Origin of the sequence: Micromonospora sp. 15K316 (assembly GCF_004348525.1) — a bacterium.
Lineage (GTDB): Bacteria > Actinomycetota > Actinomycetes > Mycobacteriales > Micromonosporaceae > Micromonospora.
The window spans coordinates 1-16982 of record NZ_SMKG01000121.1; the positions used below are offsets into that span (position 1 = coordinate 1).

Annotated in this window: 14 protein-coding genes and 2 pseudogenes; 1 reads left to right on the top strand and 15 read right to left on the bottom strand. The window is 72.3% G+C overall.

Features of this window, described 5'->3' with window-relative positions; all coding sequences use genetic code 11:
* From E1211_RS33015 to E1211_RS21060, 15 genes and pseudogenes are all read right to left on the bottom strand, one after another.
* Positions 1-198: pseudogene (locus E1211_RS33015) on the bottom strand (LytR family transcriptional regulator); the annotation flags it as partial.
* A gap of 77 nt (positions 199-275) precedes the next feature.
* Positions 276-1250 (bottom strand): NAD-dependent epimerase/dehydratase family protein, encoded by a 975-nt coding sequence (locus E1211_RS20995; RefSeq protein WP_132350715.1) that lies wholly within the window; start codon positions 1248-1250, stop codon positions 276-278.
* A gap of 158 nt (positions 1251-1408) precedes the next feature.
* Positions 1409-3082, bottom strand: coding sequence for a cation acetate symporter (locus tag E1211_RS21000; RefSeq protein ID WP_132350716.1), 1674 nt, complete (start codon positions 3080-3082; stop codon positions 1409-1411).
* Positions 3060-3422 carry a DUF485 domain-containing protein gene (locus tag E1211_RS21005; RefSeq protein ID WP_132350717.1) on the bottom strand — a complete coding sequence of 121 codons (363 nt, stop codon included), beginning with the start codon at positions 3420-3422 and terminating at the stop codon, positions 3060-3062. The genes E1211_RS21000 and E1211_RS21005 overlap by 23 nt, the downstream gene beginning before the upstream one ends.
* Before the next feature lie 162 nt (positions 3423-3584).
* Positions 3585-4121: pseudogene (locus E1211_RS21010) on the bottom strand (flavin reductase family protein); the annotation flags it as partial.
* 12 nt (positions 4122-4133) lie between these two features.
* On the bottom strand, positions 4134-4991 hold the full coding sequence (locus tag E1211_RS21015; RefSeq protein ID WP_132350718.1) for an alpha/beta fold hydrolase: 858 nt from the start codon (positions 4989-4991) through the stop codon (positions 4134-4136).
* A 123-nt stretch (positions 4992-5114) separates the two neighbouring features.
* Positions 5115-6809 (bottom strand): ABC transporter permease, encoded by a 1695-nt coding sequence (locus E1211_RS21020; RefSeq protein WP_132350719.1) that lies wholly within the window; start codon positions 6807-6809, stop codon positions 5115-5117.
* On the bottom strand, positions 6794-7558 hold the full coding sequence (locus E1211_RS21025; protein WP_132350720.1) for an ABC transporter ATP-binding protein: 765 nt from the start codon (positions 7556-7558) through the stop codon (positions 6794-6796). Before E1211_RS21025 ends, E1211_RS21020 begins: the two co-directional genes overlap by 16 nt.
* 156 nt (positions 7559-7714) lie before the next feature.
* Positions 7715-9355 (bottom strand): cation acetate symporter, encoded by a 1641-nt coding sequence (locus E1211_RS21030; protein ID WP_132350721.1) that lies wholly within the window; start codon positions 9353-9355, stop codon positions 7715-7717.
* 1 nt (position 9356) lies between these two features.
* A complete protein-coding gene (locus E1211_RS21035) occupies positions 9357-9806 on the bottom strand; it encodes a hypothetical protein (RefSeq protein WP_243709626.1) in 450 nt (149 codons plus the stop codon).
* A gap of 186 nt (positions 9807-9992) precedes the next feature.
* Complete coding sequence (locus E1211_RS21040) at positions 9993-10655, bottom strand: DUF5701 family protein (protein WP_132350722.1); 663 nt, start codon at positions 10653-10655, stop codon at positions 9993-9995.
* A gap of 136 nt (positions 10656-10791) precedes the next feature.
* Positions 10792-11553, bottom strand: a complete 762-nt coding sequence (locus E1211_RS21045) for a LytTR family DNA-binding domain-containing protein (RefSeq protein ID WP_132350728.1) — start codon at positions 11551-11553, stop codon at positions 10792-10794.
* A 35-nt stretch (positions 11554-11588) separates the two neighbouring features.
* Entirely contained in the window at positions 11589-12815 is a 1227-nt protein-coding gene (locus E1211_RS21050) for a sensor histidine kinase (protein ID WP_132350723.1), read from the bottom strand.
* Positions 12816-12854: 39 nt separating this feature from the next.
* Entirely contained in the window at positions 12855-14426 is a 1572-nt protein-coding gene (locus tag E1211_RS21055; RefSeq protein ID WP_207915456.1) for a sugar transferase, read from the bottom strand.
* 266 nt (positions 14427-14692) lie between these two features.
* The gene (locus E1211_RS21060) at positions 14693-15553 is read right to left on the bottom strand and encodes an Fpg/Nei family DNA glycosylase (RefSeq protein ID WP_132350725.1); all 861 of its coding nucleotides are present in this window, start codon (positions 15551-15553) and stop codon (positions 14693-14695) included.
* Between the two features lie 134 nt (positions 15554-15687).
* On the opposite strand from E1211_RS21060, the gene E1211_RS21065 reads away from it, so the two are divergent.
* Complete coding sequence (locus E1211_RS21065) at positions 15688-16980, top strand: glycosyltransferase family 4 protein (RefSeq protein ID WP_132350726.1); 1293 nt, start codon at positions 15688-15690, stop codon at positions 16978-16980.
* Positions 16981-16982: the final 2 nt, after the last annotated feature.

Consider the following 16982-nt stretch of genomic DNA (forward strand, 5'->3'; position numbering starts at 1 on the left):
CGGTCCGCCCGGTCCGCCCGGCCCGCCACCCTGCGGCACCTCGTCGTACGGCGGGCGAGCGTCGGACGCCCGGACCCGTGCGGTGGCCCCGCGAGCGCTGCCGGGCACCGATGCGCGCCCGGAGCCGGGCGCCGGCGCACGCCCGGAGCTGCGGCGCAGGTAGGGGTGCGGGAGTCCGGCGGACGAGGTGGCTGACATGTAAGTCAGCGTACGTAGGTTCGGCCAGCGCCGCCCTCAGGCGACACCCAGGTTCCGGCGAGTACCGCCGGCGGGAGTCAGCCCAGGCGGCCGCGGAAGTGCTCGATCGTGCGTCGAAGGCCGTCCTCGGGCGCCACGGTCGGCTCGTAGCCGAGCAACTTCCGGGCGAGGGTCAGGTCGGGCCGGCGCATCTCCGGGTCGTCCGCACTGCGGGTGATGTAGGTCACCTCGGAGCTGCTGCCGCAGAGCTCGATGATCGTTTCGGCCAGCTGCCGCATGCTCATCTCGTGCTCGGTCCCGCAGTTGATCGGGCCGGTCTCGGTCGAGTCGAGCAGCAGCAGGATGCCCCGGACCAGGTCGTCGACGTAGCAGATCGAGCGGGTCTGGTCGCCGGTGCCGTGCACCGTGATCGGCTCGCCCCGCAGAGCCTGCGAGATGAAGGTGGGAATGGCCCGCCCGTCGTCGGGCCGCATCCGCGGGCCGTACGTGTTGAAGATCCGTACGATCGCCGTGTCCAGCCCCCGGCTGCGGTGGTAGGCCATGGTGGCCGCCTCGGAGAAGCGCTTGGCCTCGTCGTAGACGCTGCGCAGGCCGATCGGGTTGACGTTGCCCCAGTACGACTCGCGCTGCGGGTGCTCCTTCGGGTCCCCGTACGCCTCGGAGGTGGAGGCCATCAGGAACCGGGCGCCGTCGGCGAGCGCGCGGTCCAGGAGGTGCAGGGTCGCCACCGAACCGACCCGGAGGATCTCCACGGGCAGCTTCTCGAAGTCCGTCGGGCTGGCCGGAGAGGCCATGTGCAGGATCGCGTCGAACCGCTCGGTCAGGGCCGGGTGGGCCGGCAGTCCGTCGGAGATGTCCGCCTCGACCATCGTGAACGTCGGCGTGTCCAGCAGGTGCGCGACGTTCTCCTTCGAGCCGGTGACGAAGTTGTCCAGCGCGACCACGGTGCAGCCCCGCGCGATCAGGGTGTCCACCAGGTGCGACGGCACGAAGCCGGCGCCGCCGGTGACGAGGATGCGGTGACCGGTGCCGAAGCGGGGAGCGACCTTCATGGCCGTCAGCTTACTGAGCGTCGCCTCTTCGTCGGCCTCCGGCCACGCGGGTGGACCCGAAGCGTCGCCCGCCCGGCGACCCCGACCGCCGCTCGCGGGGCGACGCGGGCATGGGGAAGGGCCCCCTTCGGGAGGGGGCCCTTCCCTGGTTGTCGCGGTCAGTGGGCGCCGGCCCCGGTGAGGGCCCGCACCTCCAGCTCCGCGTACTTCTCGTCGTCACGCTCCTTGGAGATGATCGTGCCGACCCACCCGCAGAGGAAGCCGAACGGAATGGAGATCAGGCCGGGGTTGGAGAGCGGGAACCACTGCCAGTCGTGGTCGGGGAACATCGCCGTCGGCGCTCCGGAGACCACCGGCGAGAAGAACACCAGCACCACCGCGGCGAGCAGGCCACCGTAGATGGCCCAGACCGCTCCGGAGGTGTTGAACCGCTTCCAGAACAGGCTGTAGAGGATCGCCGGCAGGTTGCCGGAGGCGGCCACCGCGAACGCGAGCGCCACGAGGAACGCCACGTTCAGGTTCTGCGCGAAAATGGAGAGGGCGATCGACACCGCGCCGATCACCAGGGCGGAGATCCGGGCGACCGTGACCTCCTGGCGCTCCGACGCGGTGCCGTCCTTCAGCACGTTGGCGTAGAAGTCGTGCGCGAGGCTCGACGAGGAGGCCAGGGTCAACCCGGCCACCACGGCGAGGATGGTGGCGAACGCGACCGCGGCGATGATCGCGAGCAGGGTCGCTCCGCCCAGGTCGCCGCCGAGGAAGTCCACCCCGAGCACCTGGGCCAGCTGTGGCGCGGCCGTGTTGCCGGCCCGGTCCTGCGCGGTGATCGCCTCACTGCCCACCAGCGCCGCCGCGCCGAAGCCGAGGGCCAGGGTGAGCAGGTAGAAGGTGCCGATGATGCCGATCGCCCAGAGCACGCTCTTGCGGGCCGCCTTCGCGGTCGGGACGGTGTAGAAGCGGATCAGGATGTGCGGGAGGCCGGCGGTGCCGAGCACCAGGGCGATGCCGAGCGAGAGCAGGTCCATCTTGTTGTAGAAGGTCTGCGTCGAGTTGCCGGCCACCTCGACGCCGTAGCGCAACCCCGGTTCGAGGAACGCGGCGCCCTTGCCCGAGGATGACGCGGCGTCGCCGAGCAGCGAGGAGAGGTTGAACTTGTACTTGGCGAGCACCAGCAGCGTCATGATCACTGCGCCGCCCATGAGCAGGAACGCCTTGACGATCTGCACGTAGGTGGTGCCCTTCATCCCGCCCACCGTGACGTAGATGATCATCAGGGCGCCGACCAGGATGATGGTGGCGATCTTGGCGGCGTCCGCGTCCATGCCCAGGAACGTGGTGCCCGGCTTGATGCCGAGCAGCAGTGCGACAAGCGCGCCCGCGCCGACCATCTGGGCCAGCAGGTAGAAGATCGACACGGTGATCGTGGAGACGGCCGCGGCGGTGCGTACCGGACGCTGGCGCATCCGGAAGGCCAGTACGTCGGCCATGGTGTACCGGCCGGAGTTGCGCAGCAGCTCCGCGACGAGCAGGAGCGCCACCAGCCAGGCGACCAGGAACCCGATCGAGTAGAGGAAGCCGTCGTAGCCGTAGAGGGCGATCAGGCCGGCGATGCCGAGGAACGAGGCCGCCGACATGTAGTCGCCGCCGATCGCCATGCCGTTCTGGAAGCCGGAGAACGACCGGCCGCCGGCGTAGAAGTCGGTGGCGGTCTTGGTCTGCCGGCTGGCCCAGATGGTGATCGCCAGGGTCACCGCCACGAAGATCAGGAAGAGCGTGATGGTGAGGTTGCGAGCGGTGGTGCCGCCCGCCTCAGCCGCGAGGATCAGATTCACGGGTCACCTCCCCGATCTCGTCGCGGATCCGGTCGGCGACCGGGTCGATCTTCCGGTCGGCGTGCCGGGAGTAGAGCCAGGCGATCAGGAACGTGGACACGAACTGAAGCAGCCCGAAGATCAGGGCGACGTTGATGTTGCCGAAGAGCTTCGTGCCCATGAAGTCCCGTGCGTACGCGGAGAGGATGACGTAGAGCGCGTACCACAGGAAGAACGCGACGGTCATCGGGAAGACGAAGCCGCGCAGGGCGCGACGGAGCCCGGCGAACTCGTCCGACCGCTGCACGGCGAGGTACCGGTCCGGCGTGGACGCGGCCGGCGCGGGTGTGTCCGTGGACATTTGTGGATCACCACCTTCACAGGCGTCGGGGATTTTCGCGCACGGTAGAAAGCGCGCTCCCCGGCACGGAAGGCCGAGATCGTCGCCGGTCGTCGGCTGCGCCGAACGGCGGGATGGCTGCGCCGAGTGACTCAGGTCACCCCGTTGAACGGTAGGTGCTCGTCACATCAGCTCCCGGTAGCGGCCCCGGTAGTGCAGCAGCGGCTGCGCCTCCTCGACCAGCTCCACCGCCTCGACGGTCGCCTCGACCAGCAGCGCCCAGCCGTACTCGCGGGCGTCGTCCAGCCGGCACCCGGCCCACCCGCCGGCGTCGGTCGGCACCGGACCGTACGGCGTCTCCGTCCAGGTGCCGGCGGCGAAGAGCCCGCCCGGGGACGGGAAGAGGCCGGCGAACCGGTCGGCGAGCTGCCGGTGCGCCGGGCCCAACGGCGCCACCGCGAACCGCCCCGCCGACTCGGCCGCTGCCCAGAAGTCCGACTCGGCGTCGATCAGCCCGAGCAGGCGGTCCGGCTCACCCTCGGCGACCAGGGTGGACGACACGGTCAGCCCGGCCGGTCCGGGCGCCGTCCAGAGCGTGACCGGCGCGGCCAGGCGGCCGCGCAGCCGGCGCGCGGGCGAGCGTTGACCGGCTGGTACGGCGAACGGGTCGGTGTGGTGGATCTCGGCGCCCGGCTCATGATTCACGTGAAACATTGTGCCCGTGGGCCGGGTTCAGCGGCCGGTGGACGCGAAGCCCCGCACCAGCGAGGCCACCTCGTCGGCCCGGGTGTCCAACAGGAAATGGCCGCCGTCCAGGACGTACACCTCGGCGTCCGGTACGTCCGTGCGGTACGCCTCCGCCTCGGCCACCAGGAACGAGGTGTCGTAGCGGCCCCAGAGGACGAGCAGCCGAGGCCGCTCCCGGCGCAGCCACTCCTGCCAGCGGGGATACGACGCCACGTTCGTCCGGTAGTCGTGAAAGAGGTCGAGCTGGATCTCGGCCTGCCCCGGCCGGCTGAGGAAGGCGTGCTCGTCGGTCCAGAGATCCGGGTCGTACCGCTGCGGATCCGGGTCGTCGCCCAGATGCCGGGTACGCGCCGCGTCGAGGGACAGGAAGTTCTCCCGTACGGCCGCCTCGTGACCCGCCCGGTCCCGCCAGTACTCGCGGCGGCTGTCCCAGAGCGGCCCCAGCCCCACCTCGTGGGCGACCGCGTTCTGCACCACGAGCCCGGTGATCCGTCCCGGATCGGCCAGCGCCATCCGGAAGCCCACCGGACCGCCGTAGTCCTGGACGTAGAGCAGATGGCGCTCGACCCCGATCGTGGCCACGAACCGTGCCATCACCTCGGCGATCCGGTCGAAGGTGTACGCGAAGCGGCTCGGGTCGGGAGCGTCGCTGTGCCCGAACCCCGGATAGTCCGGCGCGATCAGCCGGAACCGGTCGGCGAGCCGACCGAGTAGTGGCTCGAACATCCGGGACGAGGAGGGGAAGCCGTGCAGGAGCAGCAGGACGGGCGCGTCCGCCGGGCCGGCCTCCCGGTAGAAGATGGAGAGCCCGTCGACCTTCGCGCTGCGGTAACGGGTCTGCATGGTGACGGCTCCTCGGTGCGGCTCACCGCACCGTAGCCACCGCCCGGGAACCCCCGCCGGAGATCCCGGACACGCCGCCGGATCGGGTGCCGCCGAGCGGGCGGCGGCACCGGATGACCGGCCTCAGCGGCGTGGAGTGACGGTGGCCAGCAGCTCGGGTTGCCGCCGGTCCAGCACGTCCCCGGCCAGGTACGCGCCGAGCAGCGCGGCCCCCAGCCCGTACGCCGCGCCGACGGGGAGCGCGAGCCAGTGCCAGACGTCGCCGAGCAGCGCGGCAGCCACCACCATCGGCACCGCCGCCACCGCCGTGACCAGCATGGCGAGCATGGTGAGGAAGCTCTTGACCACTCCGCCGCCGCTGTTCAACGCGAACGGGTTGCTCGTCTCCGGCAGGGCGTACGCCCCGAGCACCGAGACGAAGCAGTTCACCGCGAGCCCCGCGCCGTAGCTGGCGAGGAGGCTCCCCGCGGTCAGCCCGATCCACCCGGGCCGGCCGAGCAGCACGGCGATCACGATCGCGACCACGCCCAGCATCGGCACCACGTAGATCGAGAACGCGGTCATCCGGGCGCGCAGCTCCTGCTGACCACGGACCCCGGCCACCACGTGCGCGGCGTACGCACTGCCGTCGAAGCCGAACTGGTTGGCCAGGGTGACCGCGGCGACCACCCCCACGAAGAGCATCGAGAGGCTGACCAGCAGCGGGGACGGCTCTGCGGCGCCCTGGCCGAAGCCCTGCCCGCCGCCCGTGCCGAAGCCCGAGCCGCCGAGGTTGACCAGCACCGGGACGAAGATGCCGACCACCGCGATGGTGATCAGATTCGCCCGTCGGCGGGCGTCCCGCCACCAGTAGCGCGCCTCCCGCGCGACGAGCGCGCCGAACTGGTCACGCCGCGCCCAGCCGACGGCCCGCGGGAAGAGCTGACTCACGGCCCCACCGGCCGGGCCGCCCTTCGCCCGGGCGCCCCCGGCGCTCGCCGTGCCCACCATCGCCGACTCCAGCGAGCGGGACCACCAGGCGAGCAGCGCCAGCACCGTGAGCGCGCTGATCAACAGCTTGACGGGCGCGGCCCAGCCGCGCCCCTCGGCCAGGTCGATGCCGGCCGTCCAGGGCGCACCGAGCGGAGTCCAGCCGATCACCTCGGACACCCCGTCGAGGCGGTCCCACTCCGTCTCCTGCAGCGCCGAGACCCCGATCAGCTGCAACGGGCCGAGCAGCGCGGCCGCGACGGCGAGCAGCACGGCGGCGAGGTCACGGACCCGCCGCGAGCGGAGCATCGAGGCGAAGGCGCTGGTGACGGCCCGGGCGGCGGCCACGCAGAGCAGCACCCCGAGAAGTACCCCGACCACCTCCACGAGGGCGGCCGACCAGCCGCCGAGCACGCCGGCCGTGACCACCAGACCGAGCAGCGCCAGCAGCACCGCGACCGCCGGCACGCTGACCAGGGCGGCCGTGAGCAGCCCGGTGACCAGCGTCCGGCGCGGCAACGGCAGCAGCGCGAAGCGGGCCGGATCGAGCGTCTCGTCCACACCGAAGAAGATCAGCGGCAGCAGCAGCCAGCCGAGCACCACCAGGCCGCCACCGAACGCGGCGACCATCGATGCGTACCGGTCGGCGTCGGCGAGCCCGGGACTGGCGAAGAGGAAGAACCCGCTGCCGGCGAACCAGAGCCCGACCAGCGCGCCGCCCAGGAAGAGCGCGACCCGCCAGCCCTGGCCACGGAGGTTGTTGCCCATCACGCGCAGCTTCAGCCGGACGAAGTGCCGGGCGGAGACCCGGCGGGCCGGCCCGGCCGGCGCGGTCAGTTCGACAGCCACGCCAGCTCCTCACCGGTCGCCGTCCGGCCGCCGACGACCTCGACGAAGACCTCCTCGAGCGAGCGCTTCCCGCGTACCTCGTCGATGGTGCCGACCCGCTTGATCGTCCCCTCGGCGAGGATCGCCACGTGCGAGCAGAGCCGCTCAACGACCTCCATCACGTGGCTGGAGAAGACGACAGTCCCGCCGCTGCCCACGTACCGCGTGAGGATGTCCCGGATCAGCGCCGCCGAGACCGGGTCGACCGCCTCGAACGGCTCGTCCAGCACGAGCAGCCGGGGCCCGTGCAGCAGCGCGCAGGCCAGGCCGATCTTCTTCTTCATACCGGCCGAGTAGTCGACGACGAGGGTGCGGCCGGCGTCGGTGAGCGCCAGCACGTCGAGCAGCTCCGCCGCCCGCTGGTCGACCACCGTCGGATCCATCCCGCGCAGCAGACCGTGGTACGCCAGCAGCTCCGCGCCGCTGAGCCGGTCGAAGAGGCGTACGCCGTCGGGCATCACACCGAGCAGCTGCTTGGCCCGGACCGGATCGGCCCAGACGTCCTGCCCGAGCACCCGGGCCTGGCCCGCGTCCGGCCGGAGCAGCCCGACGGCCATCGAGAGCGTGGTGGTCTTGCCGGCCCCGTTCGGCCCCAGCAGGCCGTAGAAGGAGCCGGCCGGTACGTCGAGGTCGACGCCGGCCACCGCCACCTTGCCGTCGAACCGCTTGGCCAGGCCGCGAAGGGACAGCGCCGTCTGCTCATCGGTCATGCACCAGAACCTATCCCTTGGCCGGGACCCGGTAGTCCCGCCGGGGGATGACCTGCCGTCATACCCGCGACGTACTGGTCCTTCGTCGAGCCCGACGAACGCCGGTGGGCCGAGCCCGCCGACCCGGAACAGCTCCTCGTCCGGCAGCGGCCCTGCTCACAGCCGCAGGGTGTCCGGGGCGTGCAGCCGGAGCATGGTGGCGCCGACGTCGGCGGGGACCCGACGCCGGGAGGCCGCCGACACCAGCACCGTCACGGCGAACGCCAGCGGAACCGTCCAGGCGGCCGGTTGGGCGACGAGCGTCGCCGGCCAGCCGGAGAGCGGCGGGCCGAGCACGGTCACCAGGACGGCGCCGATCGCGGCGCCGCCACCGACGAGCACCCCGGCGGCGGCGCCGAGGTCGGTCAGCCCACGCCACCAGATGCCGAGCACCAGCAGCGGGCAGAAACTGGACGCCGCGACGGCGAAGGCGAGCCCGACCACCTGCGAGACGTCCAGCCCGGAGACGTTCAACGCGAGGATCGCGGGCACCACTCCGGCGATCACGGTGGCCAGCCGGAAGCCGCGTACCGAGCCGCGACCGAGCACATCCGTCGAGATCACCCCGGCCACGCTGGTGAGCAGGCCGGACGAGGTGGAGAGGAAGGCGGCGAACGCGCCGGCCGCGACGAGCGCGGCGAGCAGCCGGCCGGTCGTGCCACTGCCGAGGGCCGCCTCCGGCAGCAGCACCACCACCGCGTCGGTCTGGCCCGTCACCAGCAACTGCGGGGTGTAGATGCGGCCGAGCACCCCGTAGATGGTGGGGAGCAGGTAGAAGACGCCCACCAGCGCCAGCACGACCAGTGTCGTCCGGCGGGCCGCCGCGCCGTCCGGATTGGTGTAGAAGCGCACCAGCACGTGCGGCAGCCCCATGGTGCCGAGGAAGGTGGCGAGGATCAACGAGTACGTGGCGAACAGTCCCCGGTCGTCGGCCCCGGCCGTGCTCGGCAGCAGCCAGTCGGCGGCGTCGATGGTCACGCCGGCGACCTCCGGCACCGGGTCGCCGGCCTCGAAGACGACCGTCTCGCCGGGGCGTACCCCCCGGACCTCGCCGTCGGGGAACGTGAGGGTCGCGGGGTGCTCGACCACGACGCTGGTCGTGGTCCGGAACGTCGGGCCGTCCGGCGGGGTGACGGCCGGCCGGGCGTCGGCCTGCCACTGGAGGGCCAGGAAGATCGCCGGTACGGCGAGCGCGGTCAGCTTGAGCCAGTACTGGAACGCCTGGACGAAGGTGATCGCCCGCATGCCGCCCAGCGCCACGTTCGCGGTGACCACGACAGCCACCAGCACGGCCCCCACCGGATACGCGGAGCCGGTGACCGTGGCGAGGGTGAGGCCGGCGCCCTGGAGCTGCGGCACCAGGTAGAGCCAGCCGATGAAGATCACGAAGGCGGTGGCGAGGATGCGCAGCCGACGGGAGCCCAGCCGCAGCTCGCAGAAGTCGGGCAGGGTGAACGCGCCGGAGCGGCGCAGCGGGGCGGCCACGAAGAGCAGCAGGGCCAGGTAGCCGGCGGCGAAACCGACCGGGTACCAGAGCACGTCCACGCCGTACTTGAGGATCAGCCCGGCGACGCCCAGGAAGGACGCCGCCGAGAGGTACTCCCCGCCGATCGCGGCCGCGTTCCACGTCGGACTGACCGCCCGGGAGGCGACGAGGAAGTCGGAGGTGGTCCGGGCCAGCCGCAGCCCGTAGAAGCCGATGCCGACGGTGAGCAGGGTGACCGCGACGATCGCCGGGACGACGAGCGCGTTCTCCATCTCAGCGCTCCGGCCGCTGGACCAGGTCGGTGAATTCCTGCTCGTTGCGTTCGGCGAGCCGCACGTACGCCCAGCCCACCCCGATGAGGAACGGGAAGCTCGCGACGCCGAGCAGCAGCCAGGGCAGCTTCACCCCGAGCACGGTGACCCGGCCGACCGAGGGCGCGATCGCGAAGAGCCAGGGCAGGCCGCCGAGCCCGATCACCACGACCAGCGAGAGCCGGAGCGCCAGCGCGAGTTGGGCCCGCACGAGGCCCCGGACGAGCGCCTCCCCGACCCGGGTCTGCTCGGCGAGCTCGGCGCGGGTGCGTTCGTGCCGGTCCTCCCGGCGGGACACCTCGGCCAGCACAATCCGGGTCCGTGGCTGGGGAACCGGCCGGTGCACCGGGTCCGGTACCCCAGCTCGCTCCTCGACCCCGGACGCCGGCGCGCGATCGTCGGTGGCGGACATCCCCGGCAGTCTCGTCCTATCGATCGGATTGTCAAGGGCGCGGTGGTCGTCCGCGCCGGCTGACGGCAGCGAAGTGATGTGTGGGCTCCGCTGTGGAGATCCGGGGAAGGGTTGTGCACAACCTGTGGATTACGGGTCACTCCTGTGGATAACCCGGTGGAGAACCTGCCTCGCCGGGCTGGGCGGTCAGGGCAGACCGACGCGGTCCGGGCGGGCGGAGGCGGAGCCGAGCCAGGTGTGCGGGTTGCCGTACCAGCACCAGCCGAGCTTCGGCGCGCCCTGGCTGATCCAGAGGGCCGGCACCCGCTTGTCCCCGCAGCGCGACCCGACCAGCGAGAAGCACTTGTTCTTCGCCAGCGCGGCCGGGTACACGGTGACGAGCGCGATCCCCTCGTCGATGGTGAGCGGCAGCCGGTCCTGAGCGGTGATGACCTCCATCGCCGCCGCGGGGGCCAGGTTCAGCGTCTCCTCACCGCGGTCGACGTCGAAGAGCAGGTACGCCGGCCCGGCCGGCACCTCCAGCTCCTTGATCGGGTCGAAGCGGGCCAGGTCGCCGTCGGCGTAGTGCCGGTCGAGGAAACCGGGCTTGCTCCTGCCGGCCAGCGTGGTCAGCGGCAGGCGCTCCTCGACCGCGATCAGCTCTCGGGTGATCACCAGCAGGAACGGTACCCGGGCCTCGGTGGGGGCCGGCAGCCCGGCCGAGCCGCTGACGGCGGCCGCTCGCAGCGGGGCGACCAGTTCCCGGAAGGAGTCCTCGGTGCGGTCGGCGAGCGTCGGGTAGCCGAGCTCCACCAGGCGGTCGAGTTGGTTGTCGAATTCGGTCGCGGCGTCGAACAAGGGGGCCTCCATTCTCGTACGGTCTACCGTACAGCGTACGGCGAGGCGCCTTCATTCCCGACGTCACGCGGCAACCTCAGCGGCGCGCCCCTCCGTCGTAGCGCCGTGATGCGCCGGTGGAGAGGAGACAGCGCACCGAGAGCCGCGGTCAGCGGTTCCAGTCCTGCTTCGCCGCGCGGACCAGCTTGTCCTTCAGCTCCCGGGTGTGCCGGCGGCTGACCGGCAGCTCCGTGCCGTCGATGACCACCACGTAGCCGGAGTTCACCAGCCGCAACTCGGCGATCAGCTTCAGCTGCACCAGGTACGACCGGTGGATCCGGACGAACCCCGCGTCCGCCCAGCGCTCCGCGAGGGTCGCCAGCGAGACGCGGACCAGGTGCGACCCGTCCGCCGTGTGCAGCCGCGCGTAGTCCCCCTGCGCCTCCACCCAGCGCACCGCCGACCTCGGCAGCATCCGCGTCGTGCCGGCCAGCTCGATCGGGATGGTCGGATCCTCCTCGGCCCGGGCCAGCGCCGCCGGGTGCGACGGCACCACCCGCGAACCGATCACCCGGCGCAGCGACTCGGCCAGCCGGTCGGCGCGTACCGGCTTGCGCACGTAGTCGGTGGCACCCAGATCGAACGCGTCGACCGCGCCGTCGTCGTACGCGGTGACGAAGACGATCGCCGGTGGCCGGGCGAACCGGCGCAGCACCCGGGCCAGCTCCATCCCGTCCAGGCCGGGCATCCGGATGTCCAGGAACACCACGTCCACGTCGGCGTCGCGGAGCAGCCGCAGCGCGTCAGCCGCGTCCGCGGCGGTGTGCAGCCGGGCCACCCGCGGGTCGGCCCGGAGGTGGTACGCCAGCTCGTCCAGGGCTGGGGGCTCGTCGTCCACCGCCAGCACCCGGAGGAATCCGGAGGTGTTCACCGGGCCGACCCGGCCGGCCGGCTCGCTGCGCTCGCTCACGAGCCCGCCCGTACCCCGGGATGGAACTTCGGAATCCGCATGCTCACCCTGGTGCCCGAGCCCAGCCCGGTCTCGACGACCAGCCCGTAGCCGTCCCCGAAGACCGAGCGGAGCCGCTCGTCCACGTTGGAGAAACCGACGTGCTGGCCCGAGTCCTCCCCCGGGTCACCGGTGCTCAGGGCCAGCTCGGCGATGCCGATGGTCAGCGTGGCCGGATCCATCCCCACCCCGTCGTCCTCCACCGTGATGTGGCACTCGGCGCCGGCGTCCCGGGCCTCGATGCTCACCATGCCCGTGCCGGGCTTGCGGGACAACCCGTGCCGGACCGCGTTCTCGACCAACGGTTGCAGGCAGAGGAAGGGCAGGGTGACCGGCAGCACCTCGGGGGCGATCTGCAGGCGCACTTGGAGCCGGTCGCCGAACCGGGCCCGTTCGATGGTCAGGTAGCGGTCGATCGAACGAAGCTCCTCGGCCAGCGTGGTGAACTCGCCGTGCGCCCGGAACGAGTAGCGGGTGAACTCCGCGAACTCCAGGATCAGCTCGCGCGCCCGCTCCGGGTCGGTCCGCACGAACGAGCCGATCGCGGTCAGCGCGTTGTAGATGAAGTGCGGGCTGATCTGGGCCCGCAGCGCGCGGATCTCGGCCCGGGCCAGCCGTTCCCGGGAGGAGTCCAGCTCGGCCAGGGCGAGCTGGTTGCCGGCCCAGTGCGCGGTCTCCAGGGTCGCCTGCACCAGGCCGGGCGCCGGCGGCCCGTCGGAGATCGCCAGCAGAGCGCCGACGACCTCCCCGTCCGCGCCGGTCAGCGGGGCCACCACCGCGCCCCGCACCGGGCAGTCGACCCGGTCGCACTGCAGCTCGGCCTCGCCCAGCACCGTCGACCGCGCCGACGTCACCGCCCGTCGCGCCGCGACGAGCAGCTGCTCGCCGTGGTGCCCGCCCCGCCCGTCGAGCGCGAGCAGCTCCTCCCGGTCGGTGAGCGCCAGCCCGGGTGCGCCCACCAGGGCCCGCAGATGGCGTACGGACTTCGCGGCGCCCGCCACGCTCAACCCGGTGCGCAACGGCTCGGCGGCCAGCCCGGCGGTGTGCAGCACCTCGTAGGTGGCCCGCTGGGTGGCCGTGGCGATGCCCCGGCGGGCCCGCAGCCGGCCGACCGCGAGCACTGCCGCGGCGAGCGCGCTGACCAGGACGACGACCGCGACGACGGCCGAGAGGTTGCCACCCACGCCCAGATCCTGTCGGCTCCGGGCCCCGCCGCCAAGGGGTCAGTACGCGCCCTTGCGCGCGAGCACCACGCCGACGGTCCGCCAGAGGATGCTCAGGTCGTACGCGAGCGACCAGTTGTCGACGTAGTAGAGGTCCAGCCGGACCGCCTCGTCCCAGGAGAGGTCGGAGCGGCCGGAGACCTGCCAGAGGCCGGTCATGCCCGGACGCACCAGCAGGCGGCGGCGGACGTCGCCCAGGAAGTCGCCGTCGTCGGCCGGGAGGGGACGGGGCCCGACCAGCGACATCTCCCCCCAGAGCACGTTGATCAGCTGCGGCAACTCGTCCAGCGACGTGGCACGCAGGAAGCGGCCCACCGGGAAGACCCGGGGATCCTCCTTCATCTTGAAGAGCATGCCGTCGGTCTCGTTCTGGTCGACCAGGCTGGCCAGCCGCTCCTCGGCGTCGACGTACATGGTGCGGAACTTCCACACGCGGAACGTGCGCCCCTCGTGCCCCACCCGCGGCTGCCGGAAGAAGACCGGTCCGGCGTCGGAGATCTTGATCGCCACGGCGATGGCGACGAAGACCGGGATCAGCAGCAGCAGCCCGAGCCCGGCGGCGAACCGGTCCAGCAGGTTCTTGGCCAGCAGCGCCGGACCCGACAGGGTCGGTTCCTCGACGTGCAGCAGCGGCAGCCCCTCGATCGGGCGGATGTGCACCCGGGGGCCGGCGATGTCGGTGAGCTGCGGGGCGACCACCAGGTCGACGCCGGAGCCCTCCAGCTGCCAGGCGAGGCGGCGCAGTTCGCCCGGCTCCGCGCTGGCCGAGCCGCAGACGGCGATGGTGTCCCCGCCGACCTCCCGCACCAGGGCGAGCACGTCGCGACCGGTGTAGACGGGGACGGGGGTCTCGATCCCGCGGGCGGCCGCGTAGCCGTCCGTGAGGTGGATGGCGACCGGCACCAGACCGGCCGCCGGGTGCCGGGTGACCGCCCGGTGCACCTCCAGGCACTCCGGCAGGGTGCCGACCAGTATCATCCGATGACTGCCCTGGCCGATGTTGCGTCGGACCACGTGCAGCACGAAGCGGGCGAGGATGCGGCCGAGCAGGATCAACAGCAGGGTGCCGAGCAGTGCGGTGCCGACGGTCCACCGGGAGAGCTGCGTCACCGTGGCGAAGACGAGGAAGGAGACCGTGGCGGCGACTGCCACCCCGGCCCGGATCACCCGCTTGAACTCGTCGGGCCCCAGCCCCAGATAGCGCCGATCGTAGGCGCGGTGACCCCAGAGGATCACCACCCAGCCCAGCGGCAGCAGCACGAACGCCACAGTGAAGAACCAGGTCGGATCCTCCTGGGCGTTGTAGAAGCCCGACCGCGCCTGGTCGAAGGTGTGGATCGCGGTGAAGCTGGCGAACGCGGCGGCCGCGAAGTCGAGCAGCAGAAGGATCGCGGTGTAAGGACGGTGCCAGCGGGAGACCCGCCGGCTTGCCCGGGCCCACGCCGACCGGGGTACACCGTTGTGGGACGGCGGTGCCGGCGGTTGGATCTCGAAGCTGTCGCCGTGCCGCACGAGTTCGCTCCGGCCTGTGTTGGTTACCGGGCGCTGGAGGCTTGTCGTCACCTCACCCATGTCCTCCCGCATGACGCGGGCCGCTCACTCCTCGTGAGGACCCGGGTCGCCCACCGTCCCAGTCTCCCACGCCGGACCGGACCGGGCGCCGGACCCGAAGGACATCGCGCCCCGCTCGTGCCGGCGGGATCTGGCCGGCTCCACGCGATATCAGAAGCCGGGGACCGGGCCACTATACCGATGGATGGTGCGGTTGGTAGAACTGCCGAGCAGGACCTTCCACGTTCCCCGGACGATTCCGCTCGGTAGCTCCCGCGTGTCGTTACTCACCGTACGAGCCGCGACAGCCGACGGTCGGCGAGCGGCTTGCCGCCGGTCTGGCAGGTGGGGCAGTACTGGAGGCTCGAATCGGAGAAGGAGACCTCCCGGACGGTGTCGCCGCAGACCGGGCAGGGCAGCCCGGTGCGCGCGTGCACCTTCAACCCGGAGCGCTTCTCGCCCTTCAGTTCCGCCGCCCGCTGCCCCAGCGACCGGGCGACCGCGTCGCCGAGCACCTGCCGGGTGGCCGCGTGCAGGGCGGCGAGCTGGTCGTCGGTCAGCCGGTCGGTGAGCGCGTACGGGGAGAGCTTCGCGGCGTGCAGGATCTCGTCGGAGTAGGCGTTGCCCACCCCGGCCAGCACCGCCTGATCGGTCAGCACCAGCTTCACCCGGCCCCGGCGGCTGCGCAGTCGCTCGGTGAAGGTGGGCAGGTCGGCGGTGAGCGCGTCGGGGCCCAGCTTCGCCACCCCGGGCACCGCCGCCGGGTCGGTCACCAGGTACGCCGCCAGCTTCTTCTGGGTGCCGGCCTCGGTCAGGTCGAAACCGGAGCCGTCGTCGAGGCGTACCCGCAGGGCGATCGGGCCCTTGCCGGGGCGCAGCGGGGCCGCGCTGGGGAACGCCTCCCGGTAGTGCAGCCACCCCGCCCGGGCCAGGTGGACCACCAGGTGCAGGTCGCCGTCGAAGACCACGTCCAGGAACTTGCCGTGCCGGCGCGCGTCCACCACCGCACGGCCGGTCGCGGCGGTCGGCGCCGGGTCGTACGTCTTGAGGGCGCTGATCGCGGCGACCTCCAGCCGGTCGACGCGCCGCCCCACGGCGCGCTGACGCAGGTAACCCGCGAGCGCCTCCACCTCCGGTAGCTCGGGCATCAGACAACGGTAGCCTTCTTTTCCGTGACCGCGAGGAACGAGCTCGCGAGTCCCGCAGTCGGGAACAATGGTGGCCCCGTGAGCGCGAGGAACGAGCTCGCGAGTCCGACAATCGCGAACAAAGGGCGAGCTCAGTGAAGATCGTGGTGGCGCACAACCGGTACCGCCAGGCTCAGCCGTCCGGCGAGAACACGATCGTCGACGCGGAGATCGCCCAGCTCACCGCGGCCGGCGTCGAGGTGCTGCCGTTCATCCGCAGCTCCGACGAGATCCCGACCATGCCGCGTACGGCCAAGGCGCTGCTGCCCGTCTCGCCGATCTACTCGCCGCAGGCGCAGCGGGACCTGAGCCGGTTGCTCACCGAGCACCGGCCGGACGTGCTGCACCTGCACAACCCGTACCCGCTGCTCTCGCCCTGGGTGGTCCGCACCGCGCACAAGCACGGGGTGCCGGTGGTGCAGACGGTGCACAACTACCGGCAGGTCTGCTCCTCCGGGCTCTACTTCCGGGACGGGATGATCTGCCAGGACTGCCGGGGCCGGGCGCTCGGCGTACCGGCGATCGTGCACCGCTGCTACCGGAACTCCCGCGCGCAGAGCGCCCTGATGGCGACCACGCTGGCGGTGCACCGCCCCACCTGGCGGTCGGTCGACCGGTACGTCGCGCTGACCTCGGCGGTCGCCGCGCACCTGCGCGACTACGGCATCCCGGCCGACCGGATCGTGATCAAGCCGAACGGGATCCCGGACCCGGGGCTGCCCACCCCGCTCGGCGACGGCTTCCTCTTCCTCGGTCGGCTCTCCCCCGAGAAGGGGCTGGACCTGTTGTTGGACGCCTGGCGCCGGCACCCGGACTGCGCGCTGGGCCCGCTGCGGATCGCCGGTGACGGCGAGCTGCGCCCGCTCGTCGAGGCAGCCGCCGCCGAACGGTCGGACGTTACCTACCTCGGCACGCTGGACCGGGCCGGGGTGCGCGCCGCGCTCGAGGCGAGCGCGGTGGTGCTCGCCACCTCCACCTGGCACGACGTGCTGCCCACCGTGATCATCGAGGCGCTGGCGAGTGGCCGACCGGTGCTCGGCACCGCGCTGGGCGGCATCCCGTACCTGGTCGGGGCGGACACCCCGCGCGTGCCGGCCGGGACCGGCTCGGCCCAGGACGCCTCGGCCGCGACCGGTTCGGCTCGCTCCGTGCCGCTCTCGGGCCCGGTCTCCGGAGCGCCGGCGGTGCCCTCGGGCATCGTCACCGGCGAGGCCGGCTGGGCGGTGCCGCCCGAGGCGGCCGCGCTGGCCGCGGCCCTCCCGCTGGCCCGGTCGGGTGCCACGTCGCTCGCCTCGGCCGCGCGCTCGCGCTACGAGCGCACCTTCCACCCGGACGTGGTCACCAGCCAGCTCATCGACGTCTACGCCAGCGTCATCCCCACCCGCTGACC